We start from the raw sequence: 16,653 nt of genomic DNA on the forward strand, positions 1-16,653 counted from the left end.
CCAGTCATGTCGACCATTTCTCCGACCTCACGCGCGGGCAGCGGTCCCTGGCGACTCGCCCGCGCGGAACTGCGCCGCCGCCCCTCGGTGAAGGTGTCCCTCGCCGTCGTCACGCTCTTCGCGGTCATGGCCGTGGCCGCCCCGCTGCTCAGCGCGCTGGGCGGCTGGGGGCCCGAGGAGTTCGACAAGAGCGCCGTCGATCCGTATCTGGGAGGCCTGCCCGTCGGACCGCTCGGCGGCGTCTCGGCCGAACACTGGCTCGGCGTCGAACCCGTCACCGGCCGCGACCTGTTCGCCCGGGTCGTGCACGGCGCCCAGGTCTCCCTGCTCATCGCCTTCGCCGCGACGGCCATCGTCGTCGCCGCCGGGACCGCGGCCGGGATCGCGGCCGGCTACTTCGGCGGCCGCACCGACAGCGCCCTCTCCCGCCTGATGGACCTGACGATGTCCTTCCCCTCCCTCATCTTCATGATCGCGATGATGTCGGTGGCGCGGGACGTCAACCGGATCGTCCTGATGACCCTGGTCATCGGCCTGTTCGGCTGGCCCGGCATCGCCCGCGTCGTCCGCGGCCAGACCCTCTCGCTCAAGCACCGCGAGTACGTCGACGCCGCCCGCGTCGGCGGCTCCGGCCCCTGGCGGATCCTGACCCGCGACATCCTCCCCGGCGTCGCCGGGCCGGTCATCGCCTACACGACCCTGATCGTCCCCGGCATGATCGCCACCGAGGCGGCCCTCAGCTATCTGGGCGTCGGCGTCCGTCCGCCGACGCCCTCCTGGGGCCAGATGATCGCCGAGAGCGTCGCCTTCTACGACACGGATCCCATGTACTTCGTCGTCCCGAGCCTCTGCCTCTTCCTCACGGTGCTCTCGTTCACGCTGCTCGGCGACGCGCTGCGCGACATCCTCGACCCGAGGGGAAGCCGCACGTGATCCTCTACCTGGCCCGCCGGCTGCTCGGCGTCGTCGCCGTCCTCGTCGCCATCGCCGCCGTCACCTTCACCATCTTCTACGTCCTGCCCTCCGACCCCGCCGCCGCGGCCTGCGGAAAGTCGTGCAGCGCCGAGCGCCTGGAGGCCATCCGCGCCCACATGGGCCTGGACCAGCCGCTGTGGCGGCAGTTCGCCGACTTCACCGCCGGGATTCTCACCGGCCGCACGGTCGGCTCCGGCCCGTACGCGCTGAACTGCGACTTCCCCTGCCTGGGCTACTCGTACGAGAACAGCCAGCCCGTCTGGGACCTGCTCGTCGACCGGCTCCCGGTCTCCGCCTCCCTCGCCCTCGGCGCCGCCGTGCTCTGGCTGCTCCTCGGACTCTCCGCGGGCGTCGCGGCGGCCCTGCGCAAGGACAGCCTCACCGACCGCGTCCTCATGGTCGGCGCGGTCGCCGCCGCCTCCCTGCCCGTCTACTTCACCTCGGTCATGCTGATCTACGGGCTGATCCGGGTGGCCGGACTGCTGCCCTATCCGCAGTACACGCCGTTCGGCACCGACCCGCTCGACTGGGCCGCCAACCTGCTGCTGCCCTGGCTGGCGCTCGCGATCCTGTACGCCGCCATGTACGCCCGCCAGAGCCGCAGTTCGATGATCGAGACCATGGCGGAGCCGTACATCCGCACCGCCCGCGCCAAGGGACTCCCCCGCCGCACGGTCGTCGTCAAACACGGGCTCCGCGCCGGCATGACCCCCGTCCTCACCATCTTCGGCATGGACCTCGGCGGTCTTCTCGCCGGCGCCGTCATCACCGAGTCCATCTTCGGACTCCCGGGCGTCGGCCGGCTGTTCTACGGCGCGCTCTCCACCGGCGACCAGCCCGTCATCCTCGGCGTCACGCTGCTCGCCGCCACCTTCATCGTCGTCGCCAACCTGGCCGTCGACCTGCTGTACGCCGTCGTCGACCCGCGAGTGAGGTACTGATGGCCGACTCCGCACCCCTGTTGTCGGTACGGGACCTCACGGTCACGTTCCCGACGAAGCACGGCCCCGTCCGGGCGGTCGACTCCCTCGCCTTCGACGTGCCGCGCGGCCGGACCCTCGGCATCGTCGGCGAGTCCGGATCCGGCAAGTCCGTCACCTCGCTCGCCGTCATGGGCCTGCACACCGGCGCGGACGTCACCGGTTCCGTCGTCCTGGACGGGCAGGAGCTGATCGGCCTCTCCGACCGCGCGCTCAACAGACTGCGCGGCCGGAAGATGGCGATGATCTTCCAGGACCCGCTCTCCAGTCTGCACCCGTACTACACCGTCGGGGAGCAGATCGCCGAGCACCACCGGGTCCACTTCGGCTCCGGTCGCAGGGCCGCCCGCGCGCGGGCCGTCGAGGCCCTCGCCGAGGTCGGCATCCCCGAGCCGCGGCGCCGGGCCGGCGAGTACCCGCACCAGTTCTCCGGCGGGATGCGCCAGCGCGTGATGATCGCCATGGCGCTGGCCTGCGAACCGGACCTGCTCATCGCGGACGAGCCGACGACCGCGCTCGACGTGACCGTCCAGGCCCAGATCCTGGAACTGATCGCCCGCCTCCAGGAGGAACGGGGACTGGCCGTCGTCATGATCACCCACGATCTGGGCGTGGTCGCCCGGGTGGCCCACGACGTCCTGGTGATGTACGGCGGCCGGGCGGCCGAACAGGCCGCGGTGGACGCCCTGTTCACGGCCCCCGCTCATCCGTACACCCGGGGTCTGCTCGACTCGCTGCCCCGGCTCGACGACCCGGACGACGCGCCGCTGCGGGCGATCCCCGGCAGCCCGCCGTCCCTGCTCGACCCGTCACCGGGCTGCCCGTTCGCGCCCCGCTGCCCCCGCGCCGCCCGCGGCTCCGAGGAGGAGCGGTCGCGGTGCGCGGCCGAGCGGCCGGCGCTCGGCGGCCCGGAGGGACACCCGGTCGCCTGCCACTTCCCCGCGTACGAAGGCGTCGCCCCATGACCACCACACCCCCGCCCCTGCTCCGCGTACGGGACCTCGGGATGACCTTCCCCGGGCGCCGGGGCCGCTCGGCACCGATCCGGGCCGTCGACGGCGTCGGCTTCGACCTCGCGGCGGGCGAGACCCTCGGCCTCGTCGGCGAGTCCGGCTGCGGCAAGTCGACCACGGGCCGCGCGATCGTCCGCCTCCTCGAACCGACCGCCGGCTCCGTCTCGTACGACGGACGCGACATCAGCCACCTGTCCCAGCGGCAGCTGAAGCCGCTGCGCCGCGACATCCAGATGGTCTTCCAGGACCCGCACTCCTCCCTCAACCCACGGCAGACGGTGGCCCGGATCATCTCCGATCCCCTGCTGGTGCAGGGGAGCCCGGCGACGGAGGCGCGCAAGCGGGCCGTCGAGCTGATGGAGCTCGTCGGGCTCATCCCGGAGCACATCGACCGCTATCCGCACGAGTTCTCCGGCGGCCAGGCCCAGCGCATCGGCATCGCCCGCGCGCTCGCCACGAGCCCCCGGCTGGTCGTCGCGGACGAGCCCGTCTCCGCCCTCGACGTCTCCGTGCAGGCGCAGATCGTCAATCTGATGGAGCGGCTCCAGCGGGAGCTGGGCCTCGCCTATCTCTTCATCGCCCACGACCTGTCCGTGGTGAAACGGGTCTGCGACCGGGTCGCCGTGATGTACCTCGGCCGGATCGTGGAGATCGGGGACAAGGAGCGGGTGTACGGGGCGCCGGAGCATCCGTACACCCGGGCGCTGCTCTCGGCGGTGCCGCTGCCCGACCCGGCCGCCGAGCGGACCAGGGAACGGATCACGCTGCTCGGCGACCCCCCGAGCCCGGCCGCTCCCCCGCCCGGCTGCACCTTCCACCCCCGCTGTCCCAAGGCGCAGGCGATCTGCCGCACCGAGGCACCGGCCCTGCGGACCACCGCACAGGGCGAGGCCCGTCAGGTGGCCTGCCACTTCCCCGAGAGCGCCTGACACGCGGCCGGCATGCGGTGTGCCCCGGGACCGACCGGTCCCGGGGCACACCGCTGTCGACGGACCACCGCTCGGTGACGCGGACGGTCTCCCCGTAGCCGTCGGCGCGACCGCCCGTCCTCCGGTCGGCGGAGACTCCGGCGGCGTCGGGCGTACGGGTCAGGCGCCCGCCGCCACGGCCGTCAGCCAGGCGTTCCAGTCGGCCTCGTAGTCCAGCGAGGTGAGGAAGGCGCGGGCGGCGGTCCAGTTTCCGGTGCGGTAGTGGCCGAGCACGGTGGCGACGTCGGCGGGGTGGCGCTCGACCATGTAGCGGGCGGCGAGGTAGCCCCAGTTGTAGGTGCGGTTGACGTCGCTGTTGGCGTAGGTGGTGTCGAACAGCGTGCGCAGGGAGTACGTGTGCTTGCCGGCCTCGGCCAGCGCGTTGGTGTAGGGGATCCCGCGGTAGGAGTAGGAGACGTACTCCGCGATGCCCTCGCCCCACCACACGGTGGGGGTGGTCTGGCTGGCGCCGAAGTCGCCGTACAGGTCGTAACGGCCGTCGAGGTAGTGGGTGTACTCGTGGTTGAGGTTCCAGATCTGCCAGCCGGGGCTCACGTCGGTGCGCTCGTAGCAGATGAACCGGGGCTGGTTGCCCGGGCTGGAGGGGTCTCCCTCCAGGTACATGCCGCCGTTGTTGGTGTCGATGCCGTAGATCTTCCTCGCGTAGGCCTTGTAGTCGGCGCTCGAGTTGAAGACGTCGACCTCCAGGGTGGTGTTGTAGTCGTTCGCGACCGGTCCCGAGTCCTTGACCACGCCGTGGAAGTAGGCGTCCTGGCCGGTCAGGCTCGCGCAGGTCGCCGCCAGCTGAGCGGCTGTCATCTCCTGGGCACGTATGCGCAGCGACGGGTTGCAGTCGTGGACGATCGGCAGGATCCGTGACTCCAGCCCGCCGCCGGCGGTCGCGCCGGGAACGTTCTTGGCGTTTCCGTGGGCCGGGCGCTGGGCCGGGTCCGCGAAGACGTGTTCCGGCCGGGGGTCGGCCGGACCGGCCTGGGCGGCCTGGGCGGGAGCGGCCGCGACGGCGGCGACGAGCAGGGCGGTGGCGATGGCCATGGCGCGCAAGATTCACTCCTGGGAGGGAAGTTGGGAACCCGTCCGTGACGGGCTGCGCAGTAAAATGGCACATGTCACATGGCTTTTCAATATTGTTCACAAGGCCGTAGGGAGCCCGTTCGCCGTCCGACTCCGCCCCGGGGCAGGGGAATTGCAGGGGCCTGGCCACCGAGGGAACAGGGGACGCCCACAGCTCGTGGAGCGGCTTCGAGCGGCCGTCGGTCGAGCGGGACGGCACCGCCCGTACGAGGGCGAGGACATGGGGACGAAAACCGGCGCCGAGTTCGTCAGACCCGCCTACGGGGGCTTCGACCTGGTCTTCCTGGTCCTCGGCGAGGGCTGGACCTTCGGCGGTGTCGGTCGCTGATCGGCCGTTCGGAGGTCCGGGGTGCCCGCGCTTCGTGACGGGACATCAGGCCGCCGCGTACGCGGCGCATCACGGGGCGTTTTCCCGCTCCGAACCGGAGCGCTTCCTCCTCTTGGACGGCCTGGCGACTGCCCTTCGGCCCGTAAGCCGTCGGTCAGCCGGCGGCGCCGTCCTCACCTGTCCCGTCCGAAGGCAGCGCAGAGCCTGACGCGCAGCCTGCGGAAAGGGACCGGGGCGATCAGGAGGAGGAATCAGCACCGGCCGGCCCCACGGCGATCCGCGGCGCCCCCACTCCCCGAGCGCCTTCCGGGTCCGGTCCTGTCTGATGAAGGGATTGATTGCGAATGCACGTGTCCCAGCAGCTTGTCGGAAGCCGCGTGTCTAGGGTCGCTCTGCCCGTGTGTATCGCCTTCCCTCCCCGACGGAGTTCTCATGGTCACTTCCACGGAACCACCCACCCTCGTGCCCACGGAAAGGAGGAGCAAGGGCCGGATCGTCGTGGACTGGCTGACGACGACGGACCACAAGAAGATCGGGCACCTCTACCTGATCACCTCGTTCGTCTTCTTCCTGCTCGGTGGAATTCTCGCCCTGGTGATCCGGGCGGAGCTGGCGCGGCCGGGTCTGCAGATCGTCTCCCCCGAGCAGTACAACCAGGCGTTCACCCTGCACGGCACGGTGATGCTGCTGCTCTTCGCCACCCCCACCTTCGCCGGCTTCGCCAACGCGATCATGCCGTTGCAGATCGGGTCGCCCGACGTCGCCTTCCCGCGGCTGAACATGTTCTCGTACTGGCTGTTCCTCTTCGGCGGGCTGATCGCCTTCTGCGGCATCTTCACCCCGCAGGGCACGGCCGACTTCGGCTGGACCGCCTACACGCCGCTCAGCGGCGGGGAACGCACGCCCTACGTCGGCGGCGACATGTGGATCATGGGGCTCACGCTCGGCGGCTTCGGGACGATCCTCGGTGCGGTCAACTTCATCACCACGATCATCTGCATGCGCGCCCCGGGCATGACGATGTTCCGGATGCCGATCTTCACCTGGAACGTGCTGCTGACCTCGGTGCTCGTGCTGTTCGCGTTCCCCGTGCTGGCGGCGGCGCTGTTCGCGCTCGAGGCCGACCGGCAGTTCGGCGCGCACGTCTACGACCCGGCCAACGGCGGGGCGCTGCTGTGGCAGCACCTGTTCTGGTTCTTCGGCCATCCCGAGGTCTACATCATCGCGCTGCCGTTCTTCGGCATCGTCACCGAGATCCTGCCGGTCTTCTCCCGCAAGCCGATCTTCGGCTACGTGGGACTCATCGGCGCCACGATCGCCATCGCGGGCCTGTCGGTGACGGTGTGGGCGCACCACATGTTCGCCACCGGTGCGGTGCTGCTGCCGTTCTTCTCCTTCATGACCTTCCTGATCGCGGTGCCCACGGGGGTGAAGTTCTTCAACTGGATCGGCACGATGTGGAACGGCTCGCTCTCGTTCGAGACCCCGATGCTGTGGTCCATCGGATTCCTCGTCACCTTCCTCTTCGGCGGGCTGACCGGAATCATCCTGGCCTCGCCGCCGATGGACTTCCACGTCACCGACAGCTATTTCGTCGTCGCCCACTTCCATTACGTGGTCTTCGGAACGGTCGTCTTCGCGATGTTCGCCGGCTTCTACTTCTGGTGGCCCAAGATGACCGGCACCATGCTCGACGAAAGGCTCGGCAAGATCCATTTCTGGACGCTCTTCGTCGGCTTCCACACCACGTTCCTCGTCCAGCACTGGCTCGGGGCCGAGGGAATGCCCCGGCGGTACGCCGACTACCTGCAGGCCGACGGATTCACGACGCTGAACACCGTCTCCTCCATCGGCGCGTTCCTGCTGGGCATGTCCACCCTGCCGTTCTTCTACAACGTCTGGAAGACGGCCAAGACCGCCCCGCGGGTCACCGTGGACGACCCGTGGGGCTTCGGCCGCTCCCTGGAATGGGCCACCTCCTGCCCGCCGCCCCGGCACAACTTCCTCTCCATCCCGCGCGTCCGCTCCGAGTCACCCGCCTTCGACCTGAACTTCCCCAGCCTCGCGGCGCTCGACTACGGCCGGACGCACAAGCGGGACGTCATCGACGACCCCGGCGCCGCCCAGGGCCCGGAAGACGGCCGAGGGGCATGACCGTGCCCGGCCGTCGTGAGCACCAGGGCCTGCCGGGCCCGCCCGACCTCATGGCCGGGGCGGCCCGGCGTGACCTCGCGGCCGAAGCGGTCACGGGCATCGTGCGGCTCGAGGGGTACCTGCTCGCGCAGCGTGCGAGGACCGAGGCCGCCGAGGCCGGTGCCGCCTTCGCCCACCGGTTTCCCTGGCTGGGACCGGGCGAGGAGGCCGAGGTCGCCCGCGCCTTCGCCCAGGAACACCTGGCCGTACGCCGACGGATGCTCGAGGCCGCCGTCGCGCACGCGGAGGAACTCCGCCGGGAGTACGGCCGGCGCTACGCGTGCCTGCGCCGGCGTCTGGTCGGTACGGCTCTCGGCGTGGCCGCCGGCGCGGCGGCGGTGCTGTGGGTCGTCGCGGTCGCGCGGGGCGCCGGTTAGTCAGGTGCGGGGCGCCGCTTGGTCAGGTACGGGGCGCAGGTTGGTCAGGTACGGGGCGCAGGTCGGTCAGGTGCGGGGCGCAGGTCGGTCAGGTGCGGGGCGCAGGTCGGTCAGGTACGGCGTCTGCGGTCCGACCGCCAGATCAGCAAGGAGACCAGACTGAGGACGACCAGGGCACTGCCGGCCACGAGGGCCAGCACGCGGTCCGCCGTGTCCACGGCGGTGTTCTGGGCGTCCAGGACGAGCGGCGAGACGATCAGCCACGCGCCCGCCAGACCCACGACGGCATCGGATCGCAGGCTCCCGCCGCGATAGATGCGCCACCCCGCGGTGAACGCGACGACGAGCCCCACGAGCATCTCGTTGATCTGCGCGTCCTTGGGCCCTGCCTGCGTGGCCATCGGCACCAGCAACAGCAGCACCGAGACCGCCAGCATCAGCAGGCCCAGGATCTGATCGTGGGCCCCCTGGCGCAGCACATGAGCAGGGTCCGAGACGCGCGGCGTCAGACCCCGGTCGATCTGGATCACCATGGTTCGCCATCTCCCCGTGCCGATCTCGCGCGACCGGCCGTCGCACCTTCGCTCCCACCCCGTCCGGCTCGGGACCCCGCGTACGCGGCGAGGCGCAGCGCACGCAGGCGGTCGACGGGGTGGAAGCCGGGCAGGCAGTTCCGATAGGGGTCGAATCCGTGCCGAGCGGGCGCGTGCTCCTCACGGAAGAGGGTGAGCCGCGCCAGAGGCCGCCAGCCCGCAGGCGTCCCGACCCGTAGGTCGAACACGACGGGCCGTGAGGCCGCCGCCGCCCCCACCGCGGCCGGGTCGGCCGCGATCCGTGGGGAGTTCGGCACGGGAAACGCGGCCACGACGCCCTTCCCGGCACCCACGACATAGGACAGGAGCGTGGTGTACGGACCGGCGGTGGCGGACACGCGCGGAATCGGCACGTGCCGGGTCAGGCGACCGCGACCGCCGCTGGTGAGCAACAGCTCCAGGGAGCGCCCCGGTCCATCCGCGTCCTCCACCCGCAGCGCGAGCCCCAGCCCGTCGGGAAGCGGGCGGGGCAACCCGGCCGCCCGCGACCACCGTGCCGTCACCGGGTACGACGCGGGCCGGTCGAACCACGGCACGCCCCACCGGATCTCCTGGTCGGGCACGTCGAGGCGTCCCGCGAGCACCACGCCGTGGGGGTGCAGGGCGGGCCGGGCGCCCCGGCGACGGGCGACGGCCCGCGCCGCGCGGAAGACGACGCCCGCCTCGTCGGCGCCGACGCCGGCGTCCAAGCGGGCCGTGCCCGTGCGTCCGATGCCCGTACCGCTCGTTCTCATGCCCGCCGACTACCCCGGCCGCGCCGGTCGACTCGCCCGCGGTGCCTCCGAGTCGCCACGGCAGACGAGTGGGAGCGCTACGAGTTCACGCTGCTGCGCCGCACCACCGCGCCTGCCAGGCGGCGAACCGTCCTCGGCGGAGTCCAGAGGTCTCGACCGGATTTCCGCGCCGTGCGCGGTCACCCCTGGTCACCACTCGGGATGGACGTCGTGGCTGTCGTAGCGGGCACCGGTCGCGGTGATCCAGGGCCTGAAACGCCCGGGCCCCGAGCCCTCGTGCGCGTAGATCACCGGTTCCTCCGTCTCGTCGGTGACGATGACGGCTCCCGCCTTCTGCGCCCAGCGCAGGGCGTGCGTCCAGTGCCTGCCACGATGATCGGTGCGGTAGTCGGGGATCTTGCATTGAGCCATCGCTCTCACCGCCATGCCATGACGTCACCCGCCCGCCCGTGAGGAACGGGCGGGCGTCCGGCCGGCGCCGAACATGCGGAAATACCCCATCTGTGTATTTTTGAACATCTCGGTTCCGGGACCCTACCCGCAGGTACCGGCTCCGCTCCGCCACGCCCGATCACCGCAGCCTGGAGAAATGATGGCAGCGAGCGTCTCGGTCCTCCTCTACAGCAGCGACGCCGACACCCGGGCGCAGGTCCGTCTGGCCACCGGCCGCAGCCCCGCCCCCGACGTCCCGCCGGTCACGTTCGTCGAGTGCGCGACCCTTCCCGCGGTCCTGCGGGCACTGGACACGGGCCGCATCGACGCCTGCGTGCTGGACGGCGAGGCGGCCCCCGCAGGGGGCATGGGCGTGTGCCGGCAGATCAAGAACGAGGTCTTCCGGTGCCCGCCGGTCCTGCTCCTGATCGGCCGGCCCCAGGACGCCTGGCTGGCCACCTGGAGCCGCGCCGACGCCGTGATCACCCTGCCGGTGGAGCCGATGGGATTCGCCGCGGCCCTCGCCGCGCTGCTGCGCGCGCCGCATTAGACCGACGGCTCGCGAACGCGGCCGGGGAGCCCGCCCGATCCGGCGCCCCTCCCTGCGCACTGCGCAACATTCACCCATTTCGTCTATTTATGCCGGATTTATGGGTAAGCGGTGGGTGAACATCCTTCGGAGGTCATCATGGCATCAACTCATCGCGCACCCATCGAAGAACATCCGGACCTGATGGAACTGCGCGCCCGGCACGACAGGGCCGCCGTCACCCCGCGAGCCCAGATGATCGAGGCCCTCGCCCTGGTCACCGGTCTCTTCCTGGCCGCGTCCCCCTGGATCGTGGGCTTCAACGGCTTCACCACACTGGCCGTCACCAACCTCATCGCCGGACTCGCGTACATGCTGCTCCTCGGCGGCCTCGGCACCTCGTACGAACGCACCCACTCCATGGCCTGGGCCGCGGCCGTCATCGGCATCTGGACCTGCGTCGCCCCCTGGGTCGTCGCGGGCGACGTGGCCCACACCCGCTCCATCACCAGCAACCTCATCACGGGAGCCATCGCCACCCTCCTGGCTCTCGCCGCCGCGTCCGCGGCCCGCGACCGCACCGGCACCCGGCGCGGTTCCCCCACCGGCCGGCGCCACCCCATGGCCGGGGACCGCTGACCCCTGACACGAGACCGGATCCGACCTGCCCTCAGGCCCGGATCCGGTCTCCTGTCCCTTGTTCCCCACCCCCTCGCAAGCCCCTGCCGAACGGCCTCACGGCCCACCCGGCCTCACCGCGCGAACCGACGACGGCGTGCCTCGCGGCGGCGAGTCCGGTCGCCGGACTCCGTCCCCGCCGCCCACCAGGACGCCAGCCATGCTGCTTCCTTCGCCGCATCCATGAGATAGGTGGCCGGAATCCGCCGCCTCGGCACGTACACCAGGTCGACGGCGAGGAACGTCAGCGCCGTGCCGATCCCCGTACGACGGGCATGTCGCAGTCCCTCGGGGCCGGGAGCCGCCATCAGCATGCTGATGCCGGCCGAGGCGAGCAGGGCGCCGCTCGTCTTCTGCAGCCACCCTTCCGCCTTCGCTCCGTACACGCGCTCGAAGGTGCGGAGCGAGACCACCGGCCACAGACCGCCCACCAGGTTGAACAGGCCTTGGGCTCGCGCCACGGTCAAGGGGCTGGGCATGGCTTCCTCCTCCGCTCCGGCTTCCGGGATTGCGGGTGCCCTGAAGGGGCGGTTCCATACGGGCTCCGCACCGGCTCGGTTTCCGGACGGCGTCCGTGATCACCATCGCTCCGCCGCTCCGCCGCTCCGTCGGCCGTCGGCCGTCGGCGGGGAAGTCGGTCCGCCGTACGGGAGCGGGGGGACAAGAGCCGGAAGAGACCGTTCAGTCCGCGCAGGGCCTCGGCATCGCCGGACGCCGAGACTCAAACCATGACAAAAGGATTGAGGGGCGCTCCGACAGGTCACACGCGAAGACGAGTGGAGTTCTCTTCCATCGATCCAGGAGGACGCGATGAGCAAGCCCCAGCAACCCGGACAGCGGCGTAGCGGCAAGGGAGCGGCCACGCCCGAAGATGCCGCGGCCCTCAAGGCACGGCAGAGGCCAGGAGGCGCGGAGAAGTCCTCGGGGCGCCCCCACGGCACCGACAAGGGGAACCGAGGCGGTGGCGAAGGGGGCGGCACCCCACCCGAACAGGAGGGCATGGGCACTTGACCTTCGACCGGCGGTCGTGACGGCCGGGTCCGGTCATCGCCGCGCACCTCAGCGGGCCCGAGGGCGGCCGGAGCCGCCGCGCACGCGGCGGCTCCGGCCGCGGGCACGGCACACGGCACACGGCACACGGCACACGGATCAGGTGTGACGGTCGAGGGGCCCCCAGCCGTTCGGCTGGCGTTCGACCTCGGACGAGGCCTCCTCGATGACGCGATCACCGATCCAGCCCAGGGGCCGCACCTCCGCGACCAGGGGCTCGTTGTCGGGCCCGCGCCCGACCTCGCGTCCGCGCAGGAGCCAGGGCCGCACCCGGGGGTCCTTGACCCGCGGGAGGTGGGAGTAGTCGTGGAGACGCCGCGCGGCCCAGGTGCGCAGGGGGCGGTCGCCCCACCAGGGCTCGACGTCCAGGGGACTCGCCGACAGGCCCGGGAGCGGGACCCCGGTGAGATCGTCGCGGCTGCTCACGTCCGGCAGATCGGCATCGGGGCCCCTCGACCACCGCACGTACAGGCCGCTGCCCCGGGCGAGGACGTCGGCGAGTTCGTCCAGCGAGTCGATGCTGGGGAGAGGGGAGGCGTTCGACGGGTTCACACCCCGCCCCTACCCGAACCACGGCCGATGCAGCACCACTGACCACATCGTCGACGAACACCCGGAAGGACGCCCGGACGCCGCCCGTCGCCCCGCGACGGGCGCGGGGCCCGCCGATGGCCGGCCCCGCCGAGCGGTCCGCGTTCCCCCGAATGCACCCAGGAACGCCCGTTCGCATGAGGCCCGGCCGTAGCGGGGCCGCTCGGGATGCCGGATGCCGAGCGGGACGAGAGGGTGGCACCGGGCTCGAGGGACGTCGGCCGGTGGGGCGGCGAGGCACTCGCAAACCACGGAATCCCACAGGAAGAGAGAGCAGGCATGGTCCGGAAGAACTCGAGCAAGAACACGGGCGAGATCACGGCCCGGAAGTCCACGCCCCGGAAGTCCACGGCGCCCGAGGGCGGTCCCCGGCGGCAGGACGCGCCGCGCGCCGTGCCCGGGAAGCCGGCGCCCGAGCCGCCGGAGGTGACCGAGCCGACCCTGCCCCGGGGCCCCCTGCCGCCCGCTCCCGACCAGGACGGCCCCGACACCGTCAGCCCGACCGGACAGCCCACGGGTGCGCCCCAGGCGGCCGTGGCACAGGGCGGCGCCCATCTGACGAACGCCCAGGGCACCCGGCTCTACGACAGTGACCACTCGCTCAAGGCCGGTGCACGCGGCCCGGTGCTGCTCCAGGACCACCACCTGCGGGAGAAGATCACCCATTTCGACCACGAGCGCATTCCCGAGAGGGTGGTCCATGCGCGGGGGGCCGCCGCGCACGGGGTCTTCCGGGGTTACGGCACGGCCGCGAAGATCTCCAAGGCCGCGTTCCTGGCGAAGGACGTCGAGACACCCGTCTTCGTACGCTTCTCGACCGTCCTCGGCTCACGCGGCTCCGCGGACACCGTCCGTGACACGCGCGGTTTCGCGACGAAGTTCTACACCTCCGAGGGCACGTTCGACCTGGTCGGCAACAACATCCCGGTCTTCTTCATCCAGGACGGCATCAAGTTCCCCGACATCATCCACGCCGGGAAACCGCACCCGGACCGTGAGATCCCCCAGGCACAGAGCGCCCACGACACCTTCTGGGACTTCGTCTCCCTCCACACGGAGGCCACCCACCACACCCTGTGGAACATGTCCGACCGGGGCATCCCCCGCTCCTTCCGGATGATGGAGGGCTTCGGCGTCCACACCTTCCGCCTGACCGACGCCGAAGGCTCGACCTCCCTGGTGAAGTTCCACTGGAAGCCGAAGCTCGGCGTCCACTCCCTGGTCTGGGAAGAAGCGCAGATCACCAACGGCATGGACCCCGACTTCCACCGCCGCGACCTGGCCGACGCCATCGAGGCGGGCGCCTTCCCCCAGTGGGAACTCGGCGTACAGGTCTTCCCCGACACCCCGGAGCAGACCTTCGAGGGGATCGACCTGCTCGATCCCACCAAGATCGTGCCCGAGGAGCTCGCGCCGGTGCGGCCCGTCGGTCTGATGACCCTCAACGCCAACCCGACCAACTTCTTCGCCGAGACCGAGCAGGTCGCCTTCCATCCCGGACACCTCGTGCCCGGCATCGACATCACCGACGACCCGCTGCTCGCCGCGCGCCTGTTCTCCTATCTGGACACCCAGATCAGCAGGCTCGGCGGCCCCAACTTCGCGCAACTGCCCGTCAACCGCCCCCACACCCCGGTCAACGACATGCTCCGCGACGGGATGCACCAGACGGCGGTGCACGCCGGAGTCGCGCCCTACCGCCCCAACTCCCTGGACGGCGGCTGCCCGTTCCTGGCCGGTGCGGACGACGGGGCCTTCATCGAGTCCCCCGTCGAGGTCGCCGCCGCGCGGAAGGTACGCGAGGCGCCCGCCTCGTTCGCCGACCACTTCTCGCAGCCCCGGCTCTTCTGGCTGAGCATGACGCCGACCGAACGCGAGCACATCATCGCCGCCTACACCTTCGAGCTGGGCAAGTGCTACGAACAGGCGGTGAAGGAGAGGATGCTGACCGTCCTCGCCAACATCGATCCGCAGCTCTGCGAGGAGGTCGCCACCGGTCTCGGGCTCCCCGCCCCGGCCGCCACCGAACCGCTCGCGGACGTCGAACCGAGCCCCGCCCTGTCCCAGCTGGGCCGCACCTGGCCGGTGGACGGGAGGATCATCGGCATCGTGGCCGACGGCGACGCCGACCTGAAGGGCGTCCGGTCCGTCAGGAAGACGATCCTCAACGCGGGAATGGTCCCGCTCGTGATCGCCCCGACGGGCGGCACCCTGGGGTCGCGGAACCCCGTCACCGTCCAGCGCACCTTCGCCACCGCGCGCTCGGTCGAGTTCGACGCCCTGCTCTTCGCCGGTGCGCCCCGGGCCGCGGCCGACGCCCACGGCGCCCGCGACGCGAAGGCCGGCACGTCCGGCCCCGACGGCCCCGACCCCCGGGTCCTGTTGCTGCTGACGGAGGCGTACCGCCACGGCAAGGCCATCGGCGGCTGGAACGGCTCCTCCCGGATCCTCGAAGCGGCCGGCATCCACGAGAACGAGCCGGGCATCGCCTTCGCCGACACCGCCGCCGCGGCCCTGAAACAGCTCACCCGCGCCCTCACCGGACACCGCGCCTGGGACAGGTTCCCCGCGACCGTCTGAGCGGGGCCGCCGCCTCCCGGGGACACACGACCGTCGTCTCAGGCGCCGTCGGTCTCCAGGAGGCGGCCGGTGCGCTCGCTCGCGCCGGTGAGGACGAGGGGGACGCCGAGGCCGGCGCACATGCGGTGGGCACGGGCGAGGGCGCTGAGGGTGGCGGGGCTGGGGTCGGCGGCCGGAACCGCGATGACGACCCGGGCGGGCCGGTGCGCCTGGACGAGGGCCTCGATCCGGAGGGCCGCCGCGGCGCGGTTGGTGACGTCCAGGTCGCGGTGGAGCGTCACGTGCAGGGCGTCGGGGCGTACAACGTGGCTGACGAGCAAGGTGTCCCTCCGCGCAGGACGAGGAAGGCCCACAGGTCGGACGCCGTGTGGGCGGTTCGTCCGAGGATGTCATGAGTGGCGGCCATGCGGCGTTCACGTGGTGTTCACCGCGCGGAGTGTCCGCCCGAGAACCCCTGAAGTTCACGTATATGAATCGGTGGGGGTACGCCCTAGGGTGAGGAGGACCGGGGCGACCGGTCGAGATTTCGAACGAGACCTTCACTCACCAGGCGGTTTCCATGACCCAGTTCGACCTGTCCCTCGACCGGCTCCGCACCTACCGGAGCGCGTCCGTGGAACCCGAGGACTTCGACGCCTTCTGGACCAAGACCCTCGACGAGGCACGCGCGCACGAGCTGGACGCGCGCTTCGAGCCCGTGGTGACCGGGCTCGCCACGGTGGAGGTCTTCGACGTGACCTTCGCCGGGTTCGGCGGGCACCCGGTCAGGGGATGGTTCGTCCTGCCGGCCGGCACGACCGAACCGCTGCCCGTCGTGGTGGAGTTCCTCGGGTACGGCGGTGGGCGGGGCCTTCCGCACACCCATCTGCTCTGGGCCTCGGCCGGGTTCGCGCACTTCGTGATGGACACGCGCGGGCAGGGCAGCGGCTGGGCCACCGGTGACACCCCGGACCCGACGGGCAGCGCGCCCTCGTTCCCGGGCTTCATGACGCGGGGCATCGAGGACCCGTACTCCTACTACTACCGCCGGCTCTTCACGGACGCGGTGCGCGCCGTGGAGGCGGCCCGCTCGCATCCGCTGGTGGACGCGGGCCGTACGGCGGTGACGGGCGGGAGCCAGGGCGGCGGCATCACGCTGGCCGTGGCGGGGCTGGTGCGGAACCTGGTGGCGGTGGCGCCGGACGTGCCGTTCCTGTGCGACTTCCCGCGCGCGACCACGATCACGGACCGCATGCCGTACCGCGAGATCGGCAACTACCTCAAGGCGCACCGCGGCCGGGTGGAGCGGGTCAGGGAGACGCTGGCCTATTTCGACGGGGTCCACTTCGCGGCCCGTGCGACGGCCCCGGCGCTGTTCTCGACGGCCCTGGAGGACGAGACGTGCCCGCCGTCGACGGTGTTCGCGGCCTTCAACGCGTACGCCGCGGAGGAGAAGGCGATCGAGGTGTACGACTTCAACGACCACGAGGGCGGCGGCGCGTTCCAGCAGGCCGCCCAGCTCCGCTGGCTGCCGGGGAAGCTGCGTCAGGGCTCCTGAAAC

At 71.3% G+C, this 16,653-nt stretch carries 16 protein-coding genes and 1 pseudogene; 10 read left to right on the top strand and 7 right to left on the bottom strand.

Annotated elements, in window-relative coordinates; genetic code table 11:
- The first annotated feature begins 6 nt into the window (after positions 1-6).
- From K7G60_RS07325 to K7G60_RS07340, 4 genes are read left to right on the top strand one after another with little or no spacing between them, the layout of a single operon-like run.
- Entirely contained in the window at positions 7-933 is a 927-nt protein-coding gene (locus tag K7G60_RS07325) for an ABC transporter permease (protein WP_225799978.1), read from the top strand.
- Positions 930-1,916: an ABC transporter permease gene (locus tag K7G60_RS07330; RefSeq protein WP_225799979.1), complete on the top strand. Its 987-nt coding sequence runs from the start codon at positions 930-932 to the stop codon at positions 1,914-1,916. The genes K7G60_RS07325 and K7G60_RS07330 overlap by 4 nt, the downstream gene beginning before the upstream one ends.
- On the top strand, positions 1,916-2,920 hold the full coding sequence (locus tag K7G60_RS07335) for an ABC transporter ATP-binding protein (protein WP_225799980.1): 1,005 nt from the start codon (positions 1,916-1,918) through the stop codon (positions 2,918-2,920). Before K7G60_RS07330 ends, K7G60_RS07335 begins: the two co-directional genes overlap by 1 nt.
- Positions 2,917-3,897, top strand: coding sequence for an ABC transporter ATP-binding protein (locus K7G60_RS07340; protein ID WP_225799981.1), 981 nt, complete (start codon positions 2,917-2,919; stop codon positions 3,895-3,897). Before K7G60_RS07335 ends, K7G60_RS07340 begins: the two co-directional genes overlap by 4 nt.
- A gap of 165 nt (positions 3,898-4,062) precedes the next feature.
- On the opposite strand, the pseudogene K7G60_RS07345 reads toward K7G60_RS07340, so the two are convergent.
- A pseudogene (locus tag K7G60_RS07345) lies at positions 4,063-4,821 on the bottom strand (collagenase); the annotation flags it as partial.
- A gap of 967 nt (positions 4,822-5,788) precedes the next feature.
- On the opposite strand from K7G60_RS07345, the gene ctaD reads away from it, so the two are divergent.
- Both ctaD and K7G60_RS07355 read left to right on the top strand, forming a co-directional pair.
- Positions 5,789-7,510: a cytochrome c oxidase subunit I gene (gene ctaD / locus K7G60_RS07350; protein ID WP_225799982.1), complete on the top strand. Its 1,722-nt coding sequence runs from the start codon at positions 5,789-5,791 to the stop codon at positions 7,508-7,510.
- A 2-nt stretch (positions 7,511-7,512) separates the two neighbouring features.
- On the top strand, positions 7,513-7,926 hold the full coding sequence (locus K7G60_RS07355) for a hypothetical protein (protein WP_225799983.1): 414 nt from the start codon (positions 7,513-7,515) through the stop codon (positions 7,924-7,926).
- 110 nt (positions 7,927-8,036) lie between these two features.
- Here K7G60_RS07355 and K7G60_RS07360 read toward each other — a convergent pair whose 3' ends face one another.
- From K7G60_RS07360 to K7G60_RS07370, 3 genes are all read right to left on the bottom strand, one after another.
- The gene (locus K7G60_RS07360; RefSeq protein WP_225799984.1) at positions 8,037-8,459 is read right to left on the bottom strand and encodes a hypothetical protein; all 423 of its coding nucleotides are present in this window, start codon (positions 8,457-8,459) and stop codon (positions 8,037-8,039) included.
- Complete coding sequence (locus K7G60_RS07365) at positions 8,453-9,253, bottom strand: phosphodiesterase (protein WP_225799985.1); 801 nt, start codon at positions 9,251-9,253, stop codon at positions 8,453-8,455. The genes K7G60_RS07360 and K7G60_RS07365 overlap by 7 nt, the downstream gene beginning before the upstream one ends.
- A 189-nt stretch (positions 9,254-9,442) precedes the next feature.
- Complete coding sequence (locus K7G60_RS07370) at positions 9,443-9,664, bottom strand: hypothetical protein (RefSeq protein ID WP_225799986.1); 222 nt, start codon at positions 9,662-9,664, stop codon at positions 9,443-9,445.
- Positions 9,665-9,845: 181 nt separating this feature from the next.
- Here K7G60_RS07370 and K7G60_RS07375 point away from each other — a divergent pair, with 181 nt between their 5' ends.
- On the top strand, positions 9,846-10,235 hold the full coding sequence (locus K7G60_RS07375; RefSeq protein ID WP_225800060.1) for a hypothetical protein: 390 nt from the start codon (positions 9,846-9,848) through the stop codon (positions 10,233-10,235).
- A gap of 138 nt (positions 10,236-10,373) precedes the next feature.
- Positions 10,374-10,853, top strand: a complete 480-nt coding sequence (locus tag K7G60_RS07380) for an SPW repeat protein (protein WP_225799987.1) — start codon at positions 10,374-10,376, stop codon at positions 10,851-10,853.
- Between the two features lie 113 nt (positions 10,854-10,966).
- Here the strand turns inward: K7G60_RS07380 and K7G60_RS07385 are convergent, their stop codons facing one another.
- Both K7G60_RS07385 and K7G60_RS07390 read right to left on the bottom strand, forming a co-directional pair.
- On the bottom strand, positions 10,967-11,371 hold the full coding sequence (locus tag K7G60_RS07385) for a hypothetical protein (protein ID WP_225799988.1): 405 nt from the start codon (positions 11,369-11,371) through the stop codon (positions 10,967-10,969).
- Between the two features lie 670 nt (positions 11,372-12,041).
- The gene (locus tag K7G60_RS07390) at positions 12,042-12,494 is read right to left on the bottom strand and encodes a DUF6098 family protein (protein ID WP_225799989.1); all 453 of its coding nucleotides are present in this window, start codon (positions 12,492-12,494) and stop codon (positions 12,042-12,044) included.
- Positions 12,495-12,812: 318 nt separating this feature from the next.
- Here K7G60_RS07390 and K7G60_RS07395 point away from each other — a divergent pair, with 318 nt between their 5' ends.
- Positions 12,813-15,113, top strand: coding sequence for a catalase (locus K7G60_RS07395; protein ID WP_225799990.1), 2,301 nt, complete (start codon positions 12,813-12,815; stop codon positions 15,111-15,113).
- A 38-nt stretch (positions 15,114-15,151) separates the two neighbouring features.
- On the opposite strand, the gene K7G60_RS07400 is transcribed toward K7G60_RS07395, so the two are convergent.
- On the bottom strand, positions 15,152-15,433 hold the full coding sequence (locus K7G60_RS07400) for a hypothetical protein (RefSeq protein ID WP_225799991.1): 282 nt from the start codon (positions 15,431-15,433) through the stop codon (positions 15,152-15,154).
- Between the two features lie 239 nt (positions 15,434-15,672).
- Here K7G60_RS07400 and K7G60_RS07405 point away from each other — a divergent pair, with 239 nt between their 5' ends.
- A complete protein-coding gene (locus tag K7G60_RS07405; RefSeq protein ID WP_225799992.1) occupies positions 15,673-16,650 on the top strand; it encodes an acetylxylan esterase in 978 nt (325 codons plus the stop codon).
- Positions 16,651-16,653: the final 3 nt, after the last annotated feature.

Origin of the sequence: Streptomyces sp. NK15101, assembly GCF_020400725.1 — a bacterium.
Lineage (GTDB): Bacteria > Actinomycetota > Actinomycetes > Streptomycetales > Streptomycetaceae > Streptomyces.

Bases quoted from the DNA above. Each gene is read 5' to 3' on its own strand.
- K7G60_RS07360 (WP_225799984.1), bottom strand. From the start codon at position 8,459: ATGGTGATCCAGATCGACCGGGGTCTGACGCCGCGCGTCTCGGACCCT.
- K7G60_RS07375 (WP_225800060.1), top strand. From the start codon at position 9,846: ATGGCAGCGAGCGTCTCGGTCCTCCTCTACAGCAGCGACGCCGACACC.
- ctaD (WP_225799982.1), top strand. From the start codon at position 5,789: ATGGTCACTTCCACGGAACCACCCACCCTCGTGCCCACGGAAAGGAGG.
- K7G60_RS07325 (WP_225799978.1), top strand. From the start codon at position 7: ATGTCGACCATTTCTCCGACCTCACGCGCGGGCAGCGGTCCCTGGCGA.
- K7G60_RS07340 (WP_225799981.1), top strand. From the start codon at position 2,917: ATGACCACCACACCCCCGCCCCTGCTCCGCGTACGGGACCTCGGGATG.
- K7G60_RS07365 (WP_225799985.1), bottom strand. From the start codon at position 9,253: ATGAGAACGAGCGGTACGGGCATCGGACGCACGGGCACGGCCCGCTTG.
- K7G60_RS07405 (WP_225799992.1), top strand. From the start codon at position 15,673: ATGACCCAGTTCGACCTGTCCCTCGACCGGCTCCGCACCTACCGGAGC.
- K7G60_RS07385 (WP_225799988.1), bottom strand. From the start codon at position 11,371: ATGCCCAGCCCCTTGACCGTGGCGCGAGCCCAAGGCCTGTTCAACCTG.
- K7G60_RS07395 (WP_225799990.1), top strand. From the start codon at position 12,813: ATGGTCCGGAAGAACTCGAGCAAGAACACGGGCGAGATCACGGCCCGG.
- K7G60_RS07380 (WP_225799987.1), top strand. From the start codon at position 10,374: ATGGCATCAACTCATCGCGCACCCATCGAAGAACATCCGGACCTGATG.
- K7G60_RS07335 (WP_225799980.1), top strand. From the start codon at position 1,916: ATGGCCGACTCCGCACCCCTGTTGTCGGTACGGGACCTCACGGTCACG.
- K7G60_RS07370 (WP_225799986.1), bottom strand. From the start codon at position 9,664: ATGGCTCAATGCAAGATCCCCGACTACCGCACCGATCATCGTGGCAGG.